Source organism: Fictibacillus sp. KU28468, from assembly GCF_026153615.1.
In the GTDB taxonomy this organism is placed as follows: Bacteria; Bacillota; Bacilli; order Bacillales; family Fictibacillaceae; genus Fictibacillus_C; species Fictibacillus_C marinisediminis.
The window spans coordinates 1,985,864-2,003,522 of sequence record NZ_CP110666.1; the positions used below are offsets into that span (position 1 = coordinate 1,985,864).

Consider the following 17,659-nt stretch of genomic DNA (forward strand, 5'->3'; position numbering starts at 1 on the left):
ACAAAAAGTGGCAGGGAATATAATGAACTACATATATTTTTGGGGTGGGAGTGATTACACAAATGAAAATTGCAGTTTTATACGGAGGAGTATCCGCTGAGCGCGAGGTATCCTTATCTAGTGGAAAACAGATTATGAACGCTTTGGAAGCGAAAGGGCATGAAGTAATCGGAGTGGACTTTCATCCTGATCGACTGGAAGAAATCATTCAGCTGAATGCAGATATCGTATTCATCGGATTGCATGGAAAATACGGTGAGGACGGCAGGCTGCAAAGCTTGCTTGATATGCTGAAGATTCCTTATGTTGGTTCTGGTGTTCTTGCATCGGCACTGGCAATGGATAAAGCCCGTTCCAAACAGTTTTTTAAAAATGCTGGAATCAGAACAGCTAAAGAGGTTGTTTTGGAGAAAAAGCTCTACCGCGAGGATAAACTCGATGTTCCTTTCGGATTTCCACTTGTCGTCAAACCGAATCATGAGGGCTCTACGATCGGATTGACCATCGCAAAAAACAAAGATGAAATGCTGAAAGGCATCGCATCAGCCCTTTTGCATGATCATACAGTAATGGTTGAAGAATTTGTTTCCGGCAAAGAAGTGACAGTGGCGGTTATGGGGGAAAAAGGAAATGTCAATGCTCTCCCTGTCGTTGAGATTGTCCCAAAAAATGAATATTACGATTATGAATCCAAGTATGCGGAAGGCGGAAGTGTTCATTATGTACCGGCACGCCTTGATGAAAAAACCACATCATTGCTTCAGAAACAAGCCGTTTTGGCTCATGAGGTATTGGGGTGCGAAGTTTATTCCAGAGTTGATTTCATTATACCGAGCGACGGAAGTGAACCTGTCATTCTTGAAGTCAATACGCTGCCGGGAATGACACCAACCAGCTTATTCCCGGACGCGGCGAAAGAAGTAGGTCTTTCTTACCCTGATATGATCGAGAAGCTCATTCAGCTTTCGCTTCAAAAATAAACGGCCGCCCTCCCTTCAAGTCTAGGGGGGGCTTCATTATGCCGGCCGGCTGATAGTAAAAAAGTACCGAAAGCGCTTACCTTTTTCGCGATTATCTTGAAAATCCCCTTCTCATAGGACTAACAAAGGTGTATACTGTCTCTGAAGATTGACTAAACTTTAGAGGTGACAATAATGGGAGGTAACCAAATGACTGCCCAAAACGCAGCAGATCACAAATCTGATAACCATGAAAATAATAACGTGCTAACCGCAACACAATCAGTGATTGGGGAAGCACTTGATAAATTAGGGTACCCTGAAGAAGTATATGAACTTCTCAAAGAACCGATCCGGATGCTGACTGTCCGCATCCCGGTAAAAATGGATGATGGCTCTACTAAAATATTTACGGGATACCGTTCCCAGCATAATGACGCAGTCGGCCCGACTAAAGGGGGAGTCCGCTTTCACCCGAGTGTAACAGAGACAGAAGTGAAAGCACTTTCGATTTGGATGAGCTTAAAAGCAGGAATTGTGGATCTTCCATACGGCGGAGGTAAAGGGGGAATCATTTGTGATCCCCGCAACATGTCGTTCCGTGAACTGGAGCGTCTAAGCCGCGGTTATGTACGTGCGATCAGCCAGCTTGTTGGTCCAACAAAGGACATTCCGGCACCAGACGTGTTTACCAACTCTCAAATCATGGCCTGGATGATGGATGAATACAGCCGGATCAGAGAATTCGACTCACCTGGCTTCATCACAGGCAAGCCGCTAGTTCTAGGCGGTTCACACGGCCGTGAAACAGCTACAGCAAAAGGAGTAACGATCTGCATTCGAGAAGCAGCTGCAAAACGCGGGTTTGAAATTGAGGGTGCAAGAGTCGTTATCCAGGGATTCGGAAACGCAGGCAGCTTCTTAGCAAAGTTTATGCATGATTCAGGCGCAAAAGTCATTGGGATCTCTGATGCTTATGGTGCACTCCACGATCCAGAAGGGCTTGATATTGACTATCTCTTGGAAAGGCGCGACAGCTTTGGTACGGTTACTAAATTATTCAAGGATACCATATCCAACAAAGAGCTTTTAGAACTGGATTGCGATATTCTTGTTCCTGCAGCGATTGAAAATCAGATTACAGCAGAAAATGCCCATAATATTAAAGCTTCCATCGTAGTCGAAGCAGCCAATGGGCCTACAACACTTGAAGGAACAAAGATTTTAACAGAACGCGGCATCCTTCTTGTACCGGACGTACTGGCAAGTGCCGGCGGTGTAACGGTTTCCTATTTCGAGTGGGTACAGAACAACCAGGGATATTATTGGACAGAAGAAGAAGTAGAAGAGAAGCTTGAAACTGTAATGGTGAAATCTTTTAATAACGTTTACACAACGGCCATGAACCGTAAAGTAAACATGCGCCTCGCAGCCTATATGGTAGGCGTGCGCAAGATGGCTGAAGCCTCCCGTTTCAGAGGATGGATTTAATCTTTTGCAAATGCCAGCAGAATCCCCTATCATTAATTGATAGGGGTTTTTTATGGTTTAAGGGATAAATCATTTTTATTAATGAAAGGCTATGTGTGAGCCTATATAAATAGAGCAAGCTATAGATTTGTGAACCAGGAGAGTGGAGAAATGAAGTACGATGTTTGTATTATCGGCGGGGGGCCGTGCGGCTTATCCGCAGCCATCGCTGTGAAGGAAAAAGGGCTTTCCTATGTGGTGATCGAGAAGGGGAATATCGTGGAGTCAATCTATAACTACCCGACTCACCAAACGTTTTTCAGCACTAGTGAAAAACTTGAAATTGGTGATGTACCTTTTGTCAATGAGGAAAGAAAACCGAGAAGAATCCACGCACTGACTTACTATCGCGAGGTGGCCAAACGGAAAGAACTGAACATCCGCACGTTTGAGAAAGTAACTGCTGTACAAAAAGGGGACAGTACAACTTATCATGTCCAGACAGAAACGGCTAAAGGTGACTCCAATGAATACGAGGCGAAGGCTGTTATAATTGCGACAGGATACTATGATAATCCGACCTATATGAACATACAAGGTGAGGAGCAGCAGCATGTTTTTCATTATTTTAAGGAAGGTCATCCTTATTATGATAAAGACGTGACGGTGATCGGCGGAAAAAACTCGGCGGTCGATACAGCGCTTGAACTTCAAAAAGCCGGTGCGAGGGTGACGGTTCTCTACCGGGGTGAGGATTATTCGAAGAGTGTAAAACCATGGGTATTGCCAGAGTTTGTATCGCATGTAAACAGCGGCAAGATCGCCATGCATTTTCAGTCCAACGTTCTTGAAATCGGAAAAAATACAGTAACCTTTGATAAAAACGGAGAAAAAGAAACGGTCAAGGCAGATTTTGTGTTTGCCATGACAGGATATCATCCGGATCACGGGTTCCTTGAAAAAATCGGTATCCATATTGACCATGAAACAGGCCGGCCCGCCCACAATCCTGAGACGATGGAAACGAATGTGGAAAATGTGTTCATCTGCGGTGTCATTGCTGCAGGCAACAATGCTAATGAGATCTTTATTGAGAATGGAAGGTTCCATGGCGGACTGATCGCCGATACGTTATCGGCATCTCATAAATAAAAACAGGTGCTGCTTTTATTTATGTAAGCCGATTAATTGGTGGGTTTTTGCGGTGAAAAGCATGTGTTATGATACTTAAGAGGTGTTTACATATGAAAAAAGTAGCGTTGATAACTACTGGCGGAACCATTGCCAGCAAGCCGAATGAAACGTCAGGCCTTCTATCTTCAGGCGCTCTGACGGGGGAAGAGCTGGCGGCAATGATTGAGCTGCCAAACGATATTGAAGTTAGTATTTTTTCACTGTTTCAGGTCCCGAGTATGCATATGACGTTTGAACATCTTAACGTGCTTAAGGAAGCCATTGAAAACCTTTTTAAGGATTCAGATTATGATGGTGTAGTCATTACCCATGGAACAGACAGTATTGAAGAAACCGCTTATTTTCTTGATCTGACCATCGCAGATCCGAGGACAGTAGTCGTTACGGGTTCACAGCGTTCACCCGGAGAAATCGGCAGTGACTCTTATACGAATATGAGGCACGCCATCTATACTGCATGTGACCCTGATTTAAAAGGTTCGGGAACAGTAGTTGTATTTAACGAGAGAATTTTTACGGCCAGGTATGTAAAAAAAGTCCATGCATCCAACCTGCAGGGCTTTAATTCTTTTGGTTTTGGGTACTTAGGAATTATCGATAACGATAAGGTCGTAGCCTACCAAAAGCCGATCGGAAGGGAATATTATACTGTAGAAAAAGCAGTGCCTCCCGTTGATATCATCAAATGTTATATTGGCGCAGACGGCAAATTTATTAAAGCGGCCATCGAAAGCGGCGTTCAGGGCATTGTTCTAGAAGGAGCAGGCAGAGGGCAGGTAGCTCCGCTGATGATGAATTCCATTATTGAAGCAGTTGATGCTGGCATAAAGGTCGTCATTACGACCAGTTCTGAGGAGGGCCAAGTATATCCGACTTATGATTATCTTGGAAGTACGTTTGATCTTGCTGAACACGGGGTTATCCTTGGAAAAGACTATGACAGCAAGAAAGCAAGGATTCGTCTGGCTGTGCTCCTGGCTGCCGGTGAGGGAGATCGCATCCAAAATATTTTCTAGGAAGATGTTACAATTTTTTCATAAACATCAGCTAGGGTTTCCATTCTGGGTGTTCCATGATACCATTGTAAAAAAACAGCTGAAAAGAGGGCTGCTATGTTAGGAATTGTTTCGGCAGGGGTCGCTCCTGCTGTCGCCCTGCTTGCTTTCTTTTATTTAAAAGATAAATATGAAACCGAGCCTGTTTCCATGGTCATTCGATTATATATTTTTGGAGCTTTGCTTGTTTTTCCGATTATGGTCATCCAATTTGGATTTAAAGAGGAAATGATGGTTTCTTCTTTTACAGAAGGCTTTTTTCTTTCTGCTCTGCTCGAAGAGTTTCTAAAGTGGTTTCTTGTTTTCTATTGCGCTTATCAGCATGCCGAATTTAATGAGCCTTATGACGGTATCGTTTATGCCGTGGCCTTATCCCTTGGGTTCGCTTCAATGGAGAACATTTTTTACCTGTACGTGCATGGGGTTAACGAAGCGATGGGCAGAGCTTTAATGCCGGTTTCCAGCCATGCTCTTTTCGGAGTCATCAGTGGATATTACTTTGGGAAGGCCAAGTTTTCATCCGGTTCCCGGAAAAAGGTGTTTTTAAGTCTTTCGATCATAATTCCGTTCGGACTGCATGGAATCTATAACTGGATTCTGCTTGTTTTTGAAAAAGACTTTCTCATCGCCATGCTGCCTTTCATGCTGTTCTTATGGTGGCTGGGACTAAAAAAAGTGAAGCTCGCAAATGCCCATAAAACAGCCTGGCTGACACGGCAGAAAAATGTAGGATCCTAACCCGGAGATAAAAATCTCCGGGTTTTTTTATGTCTAATTCTTGTCTAGCTACAGCGTCCAAGGACGAAATAGCTATTTCTTCCTAAGTCCTCGGAGAACGAAAATAGAGTACTGTTTTCGTCTTTGGTCGCTCGCTCTTACACCTCAATACAAAAAACGTGTTGCTGTGTAAGACCTCCAGCGCTTGTCAGACCTAAGCAGGACGCGTGCGCTTTTCTTGTACAATACGTTGCATAAAATGCTGAGATTTACAAAAGCTACTTTTATCATACAAAGCTGAGAATATTTCACAGGAGGCACTTTCTCATGAAAAAACCAATGCGTTACATAAAAAGGACGCTGTTTTTTTTAGTTGCTATGTCGTGTATTATGGCCGGATACACTCCGGAGACCACTCATGCCTTTACGCCCCAAGTCATCCAAAAAGGTGCCACGGGTGAAGACGTAGTGGAGCTGCAGTCAAGGCTGCAGTATATCGGATATTACAATGGCCCCATAGATGGTGTCTTCAGCTGGAGAACCTATTGGGCTCTGCGCAATTTCCAGTATGAGAACGGGTTAAAGATTGATGGGCTCGCTGGGTTTACAACAAAGAAGAAGCTGGCGGACCAGACAAAATTCAATTATGGATGGGTTCATAAGCAGATTCGCAAAGGCAATAAGTTTACCACTTATGGCGGCGTTCCAAAAGAAAAGCAAGTCAAACAGGGAGGCGGGAAGAACGCAGCCCAGCCTGCAAGACCAGGGAAAAAAGCTGCATCGGCAAAGCCAGGTAACAAGCCGGCTGCTAAGGTAAGCAAGCCGAGACCAGGCAAAAACATCCCCGATGGCTATTCTCAGAATGATATTAATTTGATGGCAAACGCTGTTTACGGTGAGTCTCGAGGAGAACCTTATATCGGCCAGGTTGCTGTAGCAGCTGTCATTATCAACCGGGTGGAAAGTCCGGAGTTTCCTAATACCGTATCAGGCGTCATTTTTGAACCAGGTGCGTTCACAGCCGTTGCAGACGGACAGATTTACCTGACGCCGAATCAGAAAGCGAAAAAAGCTGTGATGGATGCTCTGAACGGATGGGATCCGACAGGAGAAGCGCTTTATTATTTCAATCCTGATACAGCGACATCCGGATGGATCTGGACAAGGCCTCAAATCAAAAAAATTGGTAAGCACATCTATACCAAATAACGGAGGTGATTTCATTGATACGAACAGTATTAATTGCTCTTTTAGTATTAGCCATAGCGGGTACAGGGTATTGGGGATACAGTGAACACCAGCAAAAGAACGCTATCCTCATTCAGGCAGAAAATAACTATCAGCGTGCATTCCATGACTTAAACTTTAATGTAGATGCTCTGCATGACAAAATTGGGGAAACATTGGCCATGAACTCCAAGCGCCAGCTTTCACCGACACTGGCCCAAGTGTGGAGGCTTACGTCAGAAGCACATAACAATGTTGGGCAATTGCCGCTTTCTTTGCTTCCATTTAATAAGACGGAAGATTTTTTAACCAAGATGGGGGATTTCAGTTATCGTGTCTCACTGAGAGATCTTGAAAAGAAGCCGCTCTCGGATAAAGAACATGCTACACTCAAAAAATTGTATGCCAACTCTTCAGAAATACAGAATGAACTTCGCAGGACCGAAGCACTGGCTTCAAAAAACAACCTTCGCTGGATGGATGTTGAAATGGCGCTCGCTAACAACAAACAGCCGGAGGACAATACGATTATCGATGGTTTTAAGACCGTGGACAAATCTTCAGAAGGTTTTTCTCAGACGGATTTTGGTCCTGAAGTTTCGAATATGCATAATGCGAAAAAGCGAAATGTATCAAAGCTTGAAGGAAAGAACATCACGAAACAGGAGGCGAAAAAGCTCGCGATCAAGTTCTTTCAGCTCAAGAAAAATGTAAGGATCAACGTAAAGGAAACGGGAAAGGGCTCGCAATATAAAGCATATTCCATCACGATGTACAATCCTGACACAAAAGCCACAACCTACATGGATGTGACGAAAAAAGGCGGTTATCCTTTATGGGTGCTGCAAGACAGGAAAGTAGCGGCCCAGAAGATCAGCTTGAACGATGCACAGAAGGAAGCCATTTCGTTCCTTACTCTTCATATGAAAAGTAAGATGGAGGTCGTTTCAGCCAACCAGTACGATAACATCGCTGTCTTCACTTTCGTAAGTGTTCAGGATGGCGTAAGGATTTATCCGGACAGCATTTCCATCAAAGTTGCTCTGGACAATGGAGATATAATGGGGTACCAGGGAACCGATTTCTTGACTTCCCATCACGACCGGACCATTCCTCCTGCAAAAATCAATGAAAAACAGGCAAGAACGAAGCTTAACCCGAAATTCAAGGTCATGGAAAAACACATGGCGATCATCAAGAATGATGTGCAGCAGGAAGTTTACTGTTATGAGTTCTTAGGTCTTCTCGGCGACGAAACGTATGTAATCTACATCAGTGCACTAAACGGAGACGAAGAACAGGTTAAGAAATTGAAAGAAGGAGAACCGGATTACAGCTCCATGTAAGATAGTAAAAGGGGCTGTCCAAGAAGTCTGGTAGCTGTTGATCACCGCTCCAGGCTGCTCACTTTCCGCGGGGCGTGCGGTGAGCCTCTTGGCGCAAGCGCCTGCGGGAGTCTCACCTGCCACGCTAGTCCCGTAGGAGTCTCGCACCTTGCACTCCAATCAACTTTTCATTGAAGATTTTTCACGTCAAAGGAGCTGCCTGAAGGTCAATTTTCGACTTTCAGGACGGCCCCTTTTTTAAATGGTCTTGTACTTTCTGGGAAATATGTCATAATTAATGGTAAAATAGTCTTATAATGGGGGATTTGGTTGTTTGCTATAGGAGACACTCTATTTTTAGAGCCGGCAGTATCGGATCACGGTACGCGCTACAAATGTAAAGTGATGGAACTGTCGGATGAACAGATCTATATTGATTATCCGTTCAATGAAAAAACAGGGAAAATGGAATTTTTCATGAATGGAACAGCATTCAAAGCAACATTTTATCATGATGATCATAATGTATATATGTTTCATACAAAACTATGCGGACGCAAGATCGACAGGATTCCGCTCTTGGCCATCCATTATCCGGTTGAAAATTCGCTGGTAAAGCTGCAGCGGAGGCGATTTATTAGAATCGAAACCATGCTGGATATTGCGGTTCATCCATTAGAGGAACCCTCTTCTTTTGATCCCTTCACTACTGTCACTTCGGATATCAGTGCGGGAGGGCTAAGAATTGTTTTGCAGGAGGGACATCCTTTACAGGAAGGGATGCAGGTTTTATGCGGTGTGGTTCTTCCTATGCGGACAGGCGCTATCCATTATCTGAAAGCAGAATGCAGAGTGCTGCGGATCCTGCATGACGGAGAGAGAGAAAAAGCATCTGTCCATTTTGAAAATCTGCGGGAAGCCGCACAGCAAAACCTTGTCCGCTATTGTTTTGAACAGCAACTCGCTGAGAAAAAGAAGCTTTTAAACGAATAGAACCTTTCAGGCTTGGATATATTATTTTCATGTATCGGAGGCTGATCGGCTTGAAAAAAATTGAAGGTCTGCTCATAAGGCTGGCCATTATCCATTTTGTATTCCTGATCCTTTCACAATGGATACTGACTCATGACACTTGGAAACGGAACGTAAACAAAAGTATTTATTATGAAGGCGTCATTAAAGGAAAGAACCCAGGCACTATGGAAACCATAGACCGCTAGATGCGTTTATGTTATAGTTAATGGCGAAAAGTTGCCTATGAATAGTTAAGAAAAGCAGAAGCGCTGGAGCCAGACAATACCCTTGTAAGCGGAGTTGAATAATATAATTTCTTAACTATAAAAAGCAGGGTGTATACCTGCTTTTATTCGTATGGTTTCAAAAAAAAAAGATTTTTGTGTATGCAGGAGGAAACATGAACAAGAAATTAAAAATCGCCATTGACGGCCCAGCAGGAGCGGGCAAAAGTACAGTTGCAAAATTGGTCGCGGACAAGCTTTCCTATATATACATAGACTCGGGTGCAATGTACCGGGCATTAACCTACAAAGCCCTGTCTTCCAAGTCTGATCTGCATGACGGCAGCATGCTGCAATCTCTTCTAAAAGAAACGAACATAGAATTGGAGATTACAGGAGACGGCCAGGCTGTCATCCTTGATGGAAGTGATGTCTCCAAAGAAATTAGAAGCTCGGATGTGACGAACAACGTTTCCTTTGTCGCTACACCGCAAGAGGTCAGAGAAGAGATGGTCAGGCGGCAGCAGGAACTTGCAAGCGAAGGCGGAGTAGTAATGGACGGCCGTGACATCGGCACCCATGTTATGCCTGATGCTGAATTGAAGGTGTTTTTGATCGCATCTGTAGAAGAGCGTGCGAAACGAAGATATGATGAAAATAAAAGCAAAGGGTATGAAACCGATCTTGAGAAACTGAAAGAAGAGATCAGCCTCCGCGATAAACGCGATTCAGAGCGCGAGTTTGCTCCGTTAAAAAAAGCGGATGACGCGATTGAGCTTGACACCACATCAATGTCCATTGAAGATGTTGTTAATGAAATCCTTCATTTGGTGAGTGAAAGGGCTGGATAAAGTGAACCTTTACAAATTCGGTAAAGCGGTGTGCGGTGCTTTTTTGAAAAGTATGTACAAAATTGATATTCAAGGGCTTGAAAATGTACCTGCCGATGGCGGAATTCTTCTTTGCAGCAACCATATTAATAATTTTGATCCTCCGCTAGTCGGAGTGGCCGCACCACGAGATGTTCATTTTATGGCCAAAGCTGAACTGTTCAGTATGCCTGTCTTAAAGACAATCCTTCCAAAAATCAATGCGTTTCCTGTAAAGCGGGGAATGAGCGACAAACAGGCATTAAGGAATGGATTGAGCATACTGAAAGAGGGAAAAGTACTCGGGTTATTCCCTGAGGGCACGAGGAGCAAAACAGGCCAATTGGGTCAGGGACTTGCAGGCGCAGGTTTTTTCGCTCTTAAATCAGAAGCAGCTGTCGTGCCATGTGCCATTAAAGGCGAGTATAAACGCGGCAAAAAAATCACCATTATTTTCGGGAAGCCGATCGATTTTACAGAAATGAGAGAGCAAAAAGCTTCCGCAAAAGATGCAACAAACCTTATAATGTTAAATATAGAAAAGCTTCTTATGGATTCTGTATCGTAAAAGGAATACTGTATACTTCCTTCATATTGAAGGTTGAAATATATACTTATACGAAATTGAGGAGGCATTGTTGAATGGCTGATGAGTTGAACACAAGTTTAGAAGAGACAAAAGTGCTCGAAGTTGGAGATGTAGTTGAAGGGACTGTCTTAAAGGTTGAAGATAAGCTGGCCATTATAGATGTGGGCTACAAGCAGGATGCTGTATTGCCTGTGAATGAAATCTCCAATGTTTTCGTAGAAAAAGCATCAGATTTTCTAAAAGAAGGAGATAAAGTGGCGGTAAAAGTCACATCTCTTACTGAAGAACAGCTCACCGTTTCCAAAAAAGCGGTCGACACTGTCAAGTCCTGGGAAGAACTGAAACAAAAGTTTGATCAGAATGAAACATTTGAAGTAACGGTTCATGAAGTTGTAAAAGGAGGACTCGTCGCCGATCTTGGCGTACGCGGTTTCATCCCCGCATCCATGGTCGAAAAAAGGTTCATTGAAGACTTCAGTGATTACAAAAACCGCTCTCTGACGGTTAAAATTATGGAGCTCGATGAAGAGAAAAACCGCGTCATTCTTTCCCATCGCGCCGTCGAGGAAGAGCTGGAATCACAGCGGAAACAAGAGCTCCTGAACAATTTGGAATCCGGCCAAGTGCTTGATGGCACTGTACAGCGTTTAACCGATTTCGGTGCATTTGTTGACATCGGCGGTCTTGACGGCCTCGTTCACATTTCTCAGCTTTCCCATAAACGGGTGGATAATACGTCTGAAGTCGTCTCAGAAGGGGATGCTGTCAAAGTTAAGGTCCTTTCCGTTGACAGGGATAATGAGCGTGTTTCTCTCTCCATTAAAGAGACCCAGCCAGGACCTTGGGAGAGCCTTGAATCTGGTCTTGCCCCAGGCAAAGTGATCCAGGGTACGGTTAAACGTCTTGTTTCCTTCGGTGCTTTTGTTGAAATCGCACAAGGTGTTGAAGGGCTTGTACACATCTCAGAGATCAGCAACCGCCACATTGGAAGTCCTGGAGAAGTGCTTTCTGAAGGTGAGAAGGTTACTGTAAAAGTGTTGGATATTGACCGGAAAGAAAAAAGAATTTCCCTCAGTATCCGTGCTGCGCAGGAAGCGAAAGAGCAGCAGAACATCCGTGAGAACTTCCCGAAGGAAGAAAAAGGCTTCTCGCTTGCCGATATGATCGGTGACCAGCTTAAAGGATTAAAAAAAGATTAAGATAAAAAAGAACTCCCGCTGCGGAGTTCTTTTCTTTTGTTTCAGCTTTTTTGGTTATTTCTTCTTTTGGCTTCTTCCGGGCCTTCCAGCGATGTAGCTCCAGAATATTTCAGACTCTGGTCACGGTCGGATTCTACTCTGTGTGATTCGCGGAGTTTTTTTTCCTGGCGGTCTTTTCCCATGCTGCTGCCTCCTTTCTGTTTGCTTTTATTATGACTGCATGATTAGGTTTTATTCGATTGAGCCATAATGGGGGTAGAGGAGGAGAGCATGATGGATGGAATTTTCTTTTATTGGTTTGCATGGATTGGATGGGCCTACAGTACGTTTTTAATGAAAGCATCGCCCCTGCGGACGGTCTATTCAGCCTCGCTTCTCACCCTGCTGATCGCGCATGGCTTCGTATTGGACACCGGTCTTGTGAGCATTAATTTTACATTTCTATTTCTGTTTTTAAGCTGTTATTTATGGATTTTTAGATTGCCGTTTAAGATGGTCCTATATTACGTATTTTGTTCTTTTCTGATCGCTCTTTCCTATAATGCCATGCTTCTATTCTCGATGTATGATCCAGTTTGGATGGTTGTACAAGTAAAATGGCTGCTTGCCGGTGCTCTCTTTGTTCTTTCTTTATTATTAATCAAACATCCGCGTTTTCGTCCCATCGTGCTCGCAGCGGGATATTGCGAAGGGGAGGCTGTCTATCACGTTGTTATTAAAAAACTAACGTGGAGCATTGAACTGGGAAGTCTTAATTTCCTTGATGTTGTTTCCTTGTCAGTTGCCCTGTGCTTAGTCTTTGAAGGCGTAAAGCAATTCGGACATTTTTTGTCCGCAGAAGCAGGGAGAGGAAAAATGATAAGACGTGTATCAAGGTGAGTCTGCGCTGAATGACGGTTGTGGGTTATACTTTTATCTGCTAAAATAAATTAGCTATTATTGCGGCCCTTCATCGCGGAAGGGTTTTCTTTTTTTGGACTATTAAGTAAAAAGGATGTGTCGACATGCAAAAGCCAGTTTTGGCCATCGTCGGAAGACCAAATGTGGGGAAGTCCACAATATTTAACCGTATTGTCGGAGACCGGGTTTCTATCGTGGAAGATATGCCAGGTGTGACAAGAGACAGAATCTATAGTTCAGCTGAATGGCTGAACCGTGAATTTAATATAATTGATACGGGCGGAATTGAAATCGGAGATGAACCGTTATTGCATCTGATGAGACAGCAAGCTGAGGTCGCTATCGATGAAGCGGATGTTATTGTTTTTCTTGCCGATGGGAAAGAAGGGGTAACCGCCGCAGATGAAGAGGTGGCAAAACTTCTTCATCGCTCAAAGAAACCCATTGTTCTTGGAGTCAACAAAATAGATAATCCTGAACGCAAGGATTTGATCTATGATTTTTATTCCCTTGGAATGGGAGAGCCTTTTCCAGTTTCGGGTTCGCACGGTATTGGCCTTGGAGACCTTCTCGATGCGGTATTCAGCCATTTTCCGGAACAGCCCGAGGAAGAGGAAGATGATGAAACGATCCGTTTCTGCCTAATCGGACGCCCAAATGTTGGTAAATCCTCACTCGTTAATGCGATCTTAGGCAAGGAGCGTGTGATTGTAAGCGATATTGCCGGCACAACAAGAGACGCGATCGATTCAGAATTTACCCGTGAAGGACAGAAATATACGATTATTGATACTGCAGGGATGCGAAAAAGAGGAAAAGTCTATGAGCATACCGAAAAGTATAGTGTTCTTCGTGCTTTAAAAGCCATTGAAAGAGCCGATGTTGTCTGTGTTGTTCTGAATGCGGAAGAAGGAATCATCGAGCAGGATAAAAAAGTGGCAGGCTTTGCCCATGAAGCAGGAAAAGCGGTCATTATCATCGTGAATAAATGGGATGCCGTTGAAAAAGATGATAAAACACTTCGTGAATTTGAACAGAAGATCCGGGATCATTTCCTGTACCTAAGCTATGCTCCGATTCTTTTTGTATCAGCAAAAACAAAACAGAGACTTCATACTCTCTATCCTTTGATCAATCAAGTGGCCGAAAACCATTCCCTTCGTGTTCAGACGAACGTTCTGAACGATGTGATCATGGATGCTGTGGCAATGAATCCTACACCTACGGACAACGGCAAGCGCCTGAAAATTAACTATGCCACTCAGGTAGCCATTAAGCCGCCTACGATCGCTCTTTTTGTCAATGATCCTGAACTTCTTCACTTTTCATACCGCAGGTTCCTTGAAAACAAGGTAAGGGAGACGTTTGGCTTTATTGGTACCCCGATCAGAATCGTTGCCCGCAAAAAAAATGATTAGGTAGACGGCATGCAGATTGTCTTGCTGTTTATCGGTGCTTATTTATTAGGCTCCTTCAGTTTCAGTTATATCATCACTAAAGGGCTGAAAAAAGAGGATATACGCAAATTGGGGAGCGGAAATGCAGGAGCCACGAACACGCTGCGGGTTATCGGTGTAGGACCTGCCATCGGCGTGCTCCTGCTGGACGGGCTAAAAGGGATGATCCCTGTGTGGGCTGCAATTGGACTCCATTACAATATGACCGCAGCCATCGCTGCGGGAGCGATGGCCATTATCGGGCATAATTGGCCCATCTATTACGGATTTAAAGGAGGTAAAGGGGTAGCGACGACCATCGGTGTTTTTATGGTAGCTTCGTTCATCCCTTCACTCATATCTGGGATCGTTGTGATTCTTCTCATTGCAGCTACCCGTTATGTTTCTTTAGGTTCCATCGTTTTTATGATTTTGACGCCTGCATTAATGTTTATTTTAAAAACAATCCCTTTTGACGCGGCGCTATGCGCTTCACTGATCGGTGTTCTCTCCATATGGAGGCACCGCACCAATATCTCCAGACTTTTAAAAGGAAATGAAAGAAAAATAGGGCATTAAGTAAGGAGTGGAGTAGGAATGGAAAAAGTAGCAGTAATCGGTGCCGGCAGCTGGGGTACAGCGCTGGCCCTCGTTTTAGCGGATAATGGACACGATGTCCGGTTATGGGGAAGAAGACAAGAACAGATCAACGAAATCAATTCTTTACATACCAATGAAAAATATTTGCCGGGTATCTCGCTTCCAGAAGAGCTCCGCGGATTTACCGATCTTCAGGAAACGGTCTCAGGCGCGGGCATGATCTTGCTTGTCGCTCCTACAAAGGCGATAAGAGAAGTGCTTGGCGATCTGGTACCGCACTTGGATCATCCGGTAACGATCGTCCATGCCAGCAAAGGAATAGAACCGGAAACGTATAAGCGTGTATCTGAAATCATTGAAGAAGAAGTACCTGCTGAAGTGCGCAAATCCATTGTTGTGCTTTCAGGGCCAAGCCATGCGGAAGAAGTTTCATTACGGCAGCCGACCACGGTTACGGTTTCCTCAGTCGATGTAGAAGAAGCGGAGTTTGTTCAGGATCTGTTTATTAACCAGAACTTCAGGGTCTACACGAACCCGGATATTGTAGGGGTTGAACTCGGCGGAGCACTGAAGAATATAATCGCGCTTGGAGCCGGTATGTCTGACGGGCTTGGTTATGGAGACAATGCCAAAGCCGCTCTTATCACGCGTGGGCTTGCTGAAATCGCCAGGCTTGGAACGAAAATGGGAGCCAACCCTCTGACATTCGCAGGCTTGACAGGAATCGGAGATCTCATCGTTACATGTACGAGTGTCCATAGCAGGAACTGGAGAGCCGGAAACATGCTCGGCAAAGGGGAAGCGCTCGATGCGGTACTTGAAAAAATGGGCATGGTTGTCGAAGGAGTCAGAACAACAAAAGCGGCTTACCAGCTGGCTCAGAAGGAAAATGTAGAGATGCCGATCACAAATGTTCTTCATGACGTGCTGTTCGACGGAAAAAATGCGAAAGAAGCTGTGGATGAACTGATGAGAAGAAGCAGGACCCATGAAGTGGAAGACGTCTCTTCTCTTTTATCTAATTTAAATATTACGGAATAATCCATTTGGTTTATCTCTCCGATTTCTTTCACGATTATTAGACTAACGCATAGGATAATGGTGAATAGGTTGTTGGAGGAGGACGAAAAATGGATCGTAACAATCAATTTTTTGATAAAGTTGAAAAGAAAACAAACGTTAAGAAAGAAGATATCTTTAAACTTGCCCAGACCGTCAGCAATGAAAATCTGCGGGATGAGCGCACTCTAAGAAGACTGATTTCCCAGGTAGCCTCCTTGGCCGGTGTCCCTGTTTCCAAACAAAAAGAAGACCAAATTGTCAGTGCTGTAATCAATAACAATGTGCCTCTTGATTTCAGCACATTATCTAAAATGTTCGAGAACAAGTAGGGACAACTTTAACGGATAGCCAATCAATCTGCAAATTGGGGTTTTTAGTCGTTCGGCAGGCGGTGTATCAGACATCGGCCTGCCTTTTTTTGTTGTAAGAAAGAAGTAATGTCTAGCTACAGCGCCCAAGGCTGAAAACGTGTTTCTTGTTTTCAGCATAAGCCCTCGGAGGACGAATTGAAAACAATTCGTCTTTGGTCGCTTCACACTTCCGCCACAACACAAAGAGCGTGTTGCTGTGTAATTGCTCCAGCGCTTGTCGGACCAAAACATGAGCGCTTACGCTTTTCTTTTGTTTTATGCTATAATTTACGCTGTATGCAAAGGGGGATACATATGGACGCAGGATTAATGAAAATGTGGGTTGCGCTTTCATCCATCGCATTGATGTTTATTGCGGTTTTTTCTATTATGATCAGCAGATCGAAACTGAAAGGAATCTTTAAATACATACTGGCGGCTATCGCATATATTTGCATGATTACAGCAGGCATCTTAATTGTTCTCGTAGTCTTTAGCGGACCGGTGAAAGGATAGGTACGCCAGAACCATGAAAAAAATCTGTTCTCTCACGTTCTTAGTCTGCCTGCTCTTCAGCCTGACGGGCTGCCTGTATCCAGACAGCCAAAAAAGCGAAAACCGTATACCATACAAGGATCAGATGGCCATGGTTCAGTCCGCAGTGGATGATTACCATAAAGACACGTCTGTGCTTCCGATCAAAAACAAAGACGCCTCCACAGACGTTTATGAAAAGTATCCGATTGATTTTGGAAGGCTGATTCCAAAATACATGCAGCAGCCTCCCGGCAATTCGTTCGAAAAAGGAGGTACGTTTCAATATGTGCTCATCGATGCGGAAACGAAACCAAAAGTAAGGCTGATTGACCTGGTGATCGTAAACAAAGCTCAGGATCTGGAAACCAGATTGAAAGAATATATTCGAACCCATAAATATCCGCCATATCAAAAGATATTGACTAATGGCAGGTATACCCTTGATTATAAAAAGATGGGCTACAAAGAAGCACCATACGCAGTAAGCCCTTATTCCGGCAAGAACCTTCCATTTATTGTAGATAATGATTCAAAAGTTCATGTGGATTATTCTATCGATCTCTACCATCTGCTGAAAAAGGGGCAGCATGTAAAAAAAGGAGAAGACATCCGTCCGCTCCTTGTGCAGGACTCATTTTTTGTGCCGGTGCGTTCCGTTCCCTATACTGTAAAGAACGGAGAGCCTGTTTTTTTGGCATCTGATCAATAACTTTATACAACACGAGATAAATAATTGGCATGAACTCTCCTCCTTTTTAATACATTCATAGAAAAGGAGGAGGGTTTTTTATATAAAAACGGACATGGTGATAACCTGGACAGTTTGCACACGGAAGATCACAATTGATTGTGCTTCTCTCCCGGTCTATAAAACGAACTGAGGTCCATCGCTGATTTTTGTATGAAAAAACTTTCATTCCTTATCATATTTT

General features: G+C 43.9%; 20 protein-coding genes. 19 read left to right on the forward strand and 1 reads right to left on the reverse strand.

The window, feature by feature from the left end:
- The first annotated feature begins 62 nt into the window (after positions 1–62).
- The 12 genes from OKX00_RS10325 to rpsA all read left to right on the forward strand — a co-directional run bounded on the left by OKX00_RS10325 (position 63) and on the right by rpsA (position 11,842).
- The gene (locus tag OKX00_RS10325; protein WP_265410303.1) at positions 63–980 is read left to right on the forward strand and encodes a D-alanine--D-alanine ligase family protein; all 918 of its coding nucleotides are present in this window, start codon (positions 63–65) and stop codon (positions 978–980) included.
- Positions 981–1,169: 189 nt separating this feature from the next.
- Positions 1,170–2,450, forward strand: a complete 1,281-nt coding sequence (locus tag OKX00_RS10330) for a Glu/Leu/Phe/Val family dehydrogenase (RefSeq protein ID WP_053358030.1) — start codon at positions 1,170–1,172, stop codon at positions 2,448–2,450.
- Positions 2,451–2,600: 150 nt separating this feature from the next.
- Positions 2,601–3,581, forward strand: coding sequence for a YpdA family putative bacillithiol disulfide reductase (locus OKX00_RS10335; protein ID WP_256225963.1), 981 nt, complete (start codon positions 2,601–2,603; stop codon positions 3,579–3,581).
- A 92-nt stretch (positions 3,582–3,673) separates the two neighbouring features.
- On the forward strand, positions 3,674–4,639 hold the full coding sequence (locus OKX00_RS10340) for an asparaginase (RefSeq protein ID WP_053358032.1): 966 nt from the start codon (positions 3,674–3,676) through the stop codon (positions 4,637–4,639).
- A gap of 96 nt (positions 4,640–4,735) precedes the next feature.
- Positions 4,736–5,416, forward strand: coding sequence for a glutamic-type intramembrane protease PrsW (gene prsW / locus OKX00_RS10345; RefSeq protein ID WP_053358033.1), 681 nt, complete (start codon positions 4,736–4,738; stop codon positions 5,414–5,416).
- A 357-nt stretch (positions 5,417–5,773) separates the two neighbouring features.
- Positions 5,774–6,604: a spore cortex-lytic enzyme gene (gene sleB / locus OKX00_RS10350; RefSeq protein WP_265410517.1), complete on the forward strand. Its 831-nt coding sequence runs from the start codon at positions 5,774–5,776 to the stop codon at positions 6,602–6,604.
- A gap of 14 nt (positions 6,605–6,618) precedes the next feature.
- On the forward strand, positions 6,619–7,968 hold the full coding sequence (gene ypeB / locus OKX00_RS10355) for a germination protein YpeB (protein WP_265410304.1): 1,350 nt from the start codon (positions 6,619–6,621) through the stop codon (positions 7,966–7,968).
- 309 nt (positions 7,969–8,277) lie between these two features.
- Complete coding sequence (locus tag OKX00_RS10360; RefSeq protein ID WP_265410305.1) at positions 8,278–8,940, forward strand: flagellar brake protein; 663 nt, start codon at positions 8,278–8,280, stop codon at positions 8,938–8,940.
- A gap of 50 nt (positions 8,941–8,990) precedes the next feature.
- Complete coding sequence (locus OKX00_RS10365) at positions 8,991–9,167, forward strand: DUF5359 family protein (RefSeq protein WP_156316371.1); 177 nt, start codon at positions 8,991–8,993, stop codon at positions 9,165–9,167.
- A 194-nt stretch (positions 9,168–9,361) separates the two neighbouring features.
- Positions 9,362–10,036, forward strand: coding sequence for a (d)CMP kinase (cmk, locus tag OKX00_RS10370; protein ID WP_265410306.1), 675 nt, complete (start codon positions 9,362–9,364; stop codon positions 10,034–10,036).
- 1 nt (position 10,037) lies between these two features.
- Positions 10,038–10,622, forward strand: coding sequence for a lysophospholipid acyltransferase family protein (locus OKX00_RS10375; protein WP_062235338.1), 585 nt, complete (start codon positions 10,038–10,040; stop codon positions 10,620–10,622).
- A gap of 74 nt (positions 10,623–10,696) precedes the next feature.
- Positions 10,697–11,842: a 30S ribosomal protein S1 gene (gene rpsA / locus OKX00_RS10380; RefSeq protein ID WP_265410307.1), complete on the forward strand. Its 1,146-nt coding sequence runs from the start codon at positions 10,697–10,699 to the stop codon at positions 11,840–11,842.
- 41 nt (positions 11,843–11,883) lie between these two features.
- Here rpsA and OKX00_RS10385 read toward each other — a convergent pair whose 3' ends face one another.
- Positions 11,884–12,024: a YpzI family protein gene (locus OKX00_RS10385; protein ID WP_082316214.1), complete on the reverse strand. Its 141-nt coding sequence runs from the start codon at positions 12,022–12,024 to the stop codon at positions 11,884–11,886.
- Positions 12,025–12,112: 88 nt separating this feature from the next.
- On the opposite strand from OKX00_RS10385, the gene OKX00_RS10390 reads away from it, so the two are divergent.
- The 7 genes from OKX00_RS10390 to OKX00_RS10420 all read left to right on the forward strand — a co-directional run bounded on the left by OKX00_RS10390 (position 12,113) and on the right by OKX00_RS10420 (position 17,436).
- Positions 12,113–12,721 carry a YphA family membrane protein gene (locus OKX00_RS10390; RefSeq protein ID WP_265410308.1) on the forward strand — a complete coding sequence of 203 codons (609 nt, stop codon included), beginning with the start codon at positions 12,113–12,115 and terminating at the stop codon, positions 12,719–12,721.
- 125 nt (positions 12,722–12,846) lie between these two features.
- Positions 12,847–14,160, forward strand: coding sequence for a ribosome biogenesis GTPase Der (der, locus tag OKX00_RS10395; RefSeq protein WP_053358041.1), 1,314 nt, complete (start codon positions 12,847–12,849; stop codon positions 14,158–14,160).
- A 9-nt stretch (positions 14,161–14,169) separates the two neighbouring features.
- Positions 14,170–14,757 (forward strand): glycerol-3-phosphate 1-O-acyltransferase PlsY, encoded by a 588-nt coding sequence (plsY, locus tag OKX00_RS10400; RefSeq protein ID WP_265410309.1) that lies wholly within the window; start codon positions 14,170–14,172, stop codon positions 14,755–14,757.
- An 18-nt stretch (positions 14,758–14,775) separates the two neighbouring features.
- Entirely contained in the window at positions 14,776–15,819 is a 1,044-nt protein-coding gene (locus tag OKX00_RS10405; protein WP_265410310.1) for an NAD(P)H-dependent glycerol-3-phosphate dehydrogenase, read from the forward strand.
- A gap of 89 nt (positions 15,820–15,908) precedes the next feature.
- Positions 15,909–16,169 carry a stage VI sporulation protein F gene (locus tag OKX00_RS10410; RefSeq protein WP_053358044.1) on the forward strand — a complete coding sequence of 87 codons (261 nt, stop codon included), beginning with the start codon at positions 15,909–15,911 and terminating at the stop codon, positions 16,167–16,169.
- Positions 16,170–16,505: 336 nt separating this feature from the next.
- On the forward strand, positions 16,506–16,706 hold the full coding sequence (locus OKX00_RS10415; protein WP_053358045.1) for a DUF2768 domain-containing protein: 201 nt from the start codon (positions 16,506–16,508) through the stop codon (positions 16,704–16,706).
- Positions 16,707–16,719: 13 nt separating this feature from the next.
- On the forward strand, positions 16,720–17,436 hold the full coding sequence (locus OKX00_RS10420) for a hypothetical protein (RefSeq protein WP_265410311.1): 717 nt from the start codon (positions 16,720–16,722) through the stop codon (positions 17,434–17,436).
- The last annotated feature ends 223 nt before the right edge of the window (positions 17,437–17,659 follow it).

Coding starts and splice junctions, on each gene's coding strand:
- OKX00_RS10325 (WP_265410303.1), top strand. CDS start 63: ATGAAAATTGCAGTTTTATACGGAGGAGTATCCGCTGAGCGCGAGGTA.
- OKX00_RS10330 (WP_053358030.1), top strand. CDS start 1,170: ATGACTGCCCAAAACGCAGCAGATCACAAATCTGATAACCATGAAAAT.
- OKX00_RS10335 (WP_256225963.1), top strand. CDS start 2,601: ATGAAGTACGATGTTTGTATTATCGGCGGGGGGCCGTGCGGCTTATCC.
- OKX00_RS10340 (WP_053358032.1), top strand. CDS start 3,674: ATGAAAAAAGTAGCGTTGATAACTACTGGCGGAACCATTGCCAGCAAG.
- prsW (WP_053358033.1), top strand. CDS start 4,736: ATGTTAGGAATTGTTTCGGCAGGGGTCGCTCCTGCTGTCGCCCTGCTT.
- sleB (WP_265410517.1), top strand. CDS start 5,774: ATGTCGTGTATTATGGCCGGATACACTCCGGAGACCACTCATGCCTTT.
- cmk (WP_265410306.1), top strand. CDS start 9,362: ATGAACAAGAAATTAAAAATCGCCATTGACGGCCCAGCAGGAGCGGGC.
- rpsA (WP_265410307.1), top strand. CDS start 10,697: ATGGCTGATGAGTTGAACACAAGTTTAGAAGAGACAAAAGTGCTCGAA.
- OKX00_RS10385 (WP_082316214.1), bottom strand. CDS start 12,024: ATGGGAAAAGACCGCCAGGAAAAAAAACTCCGCGAATCACACAGAGTA.
- OKX00_RS10390 (WP_265410308.1), top strand. CDS start 12,113: ATGATGGATGGAATTTTCTTTTATTGGTTTGCATGGATTGGATGGGCC.
- der (WP_053358041.1), top strand. CDS start 12,847: ATGCAAAAGCCAGTTTTGGCCATCGTCGGAAGACCAAATGTGGGGAAG.
- plsY (WP_265410309.1), top strand. CDS start 14,170: ATGCAGATTGTCTTGCTGTTTATCGGTGCTTATTTATTAGGCTCCTTC.
- OKX00_RS10405 (WP_265410310.1), top strand. CDS start 14,776: ATGGAAAAAGTAGCAGTAATCGGTGCCGGCAGCTGGGGTACAGCGCTG.
- OKX00_RS10410 (WP_053358044.1), top strand. CDS start 15,909: ATGGATCGTAACAATCAATTTTTTGATAAAGTTGAAAAGAAAACAAAC.
- OKX00_RS10415 (WP_053358045.1), top strand. CDS start 16,506: ATGGACGCAGGATTAATGAAAATGTGGGTTGCGCTTTCATCCATCGCA.
- OKX00_RS10420 (WP_265410311.1), top strand. CDS start 16,720: ATGAAAAAAATCTGTTCTCTCACGTTCTTAGTCTGCCTGCTCTTCAGC.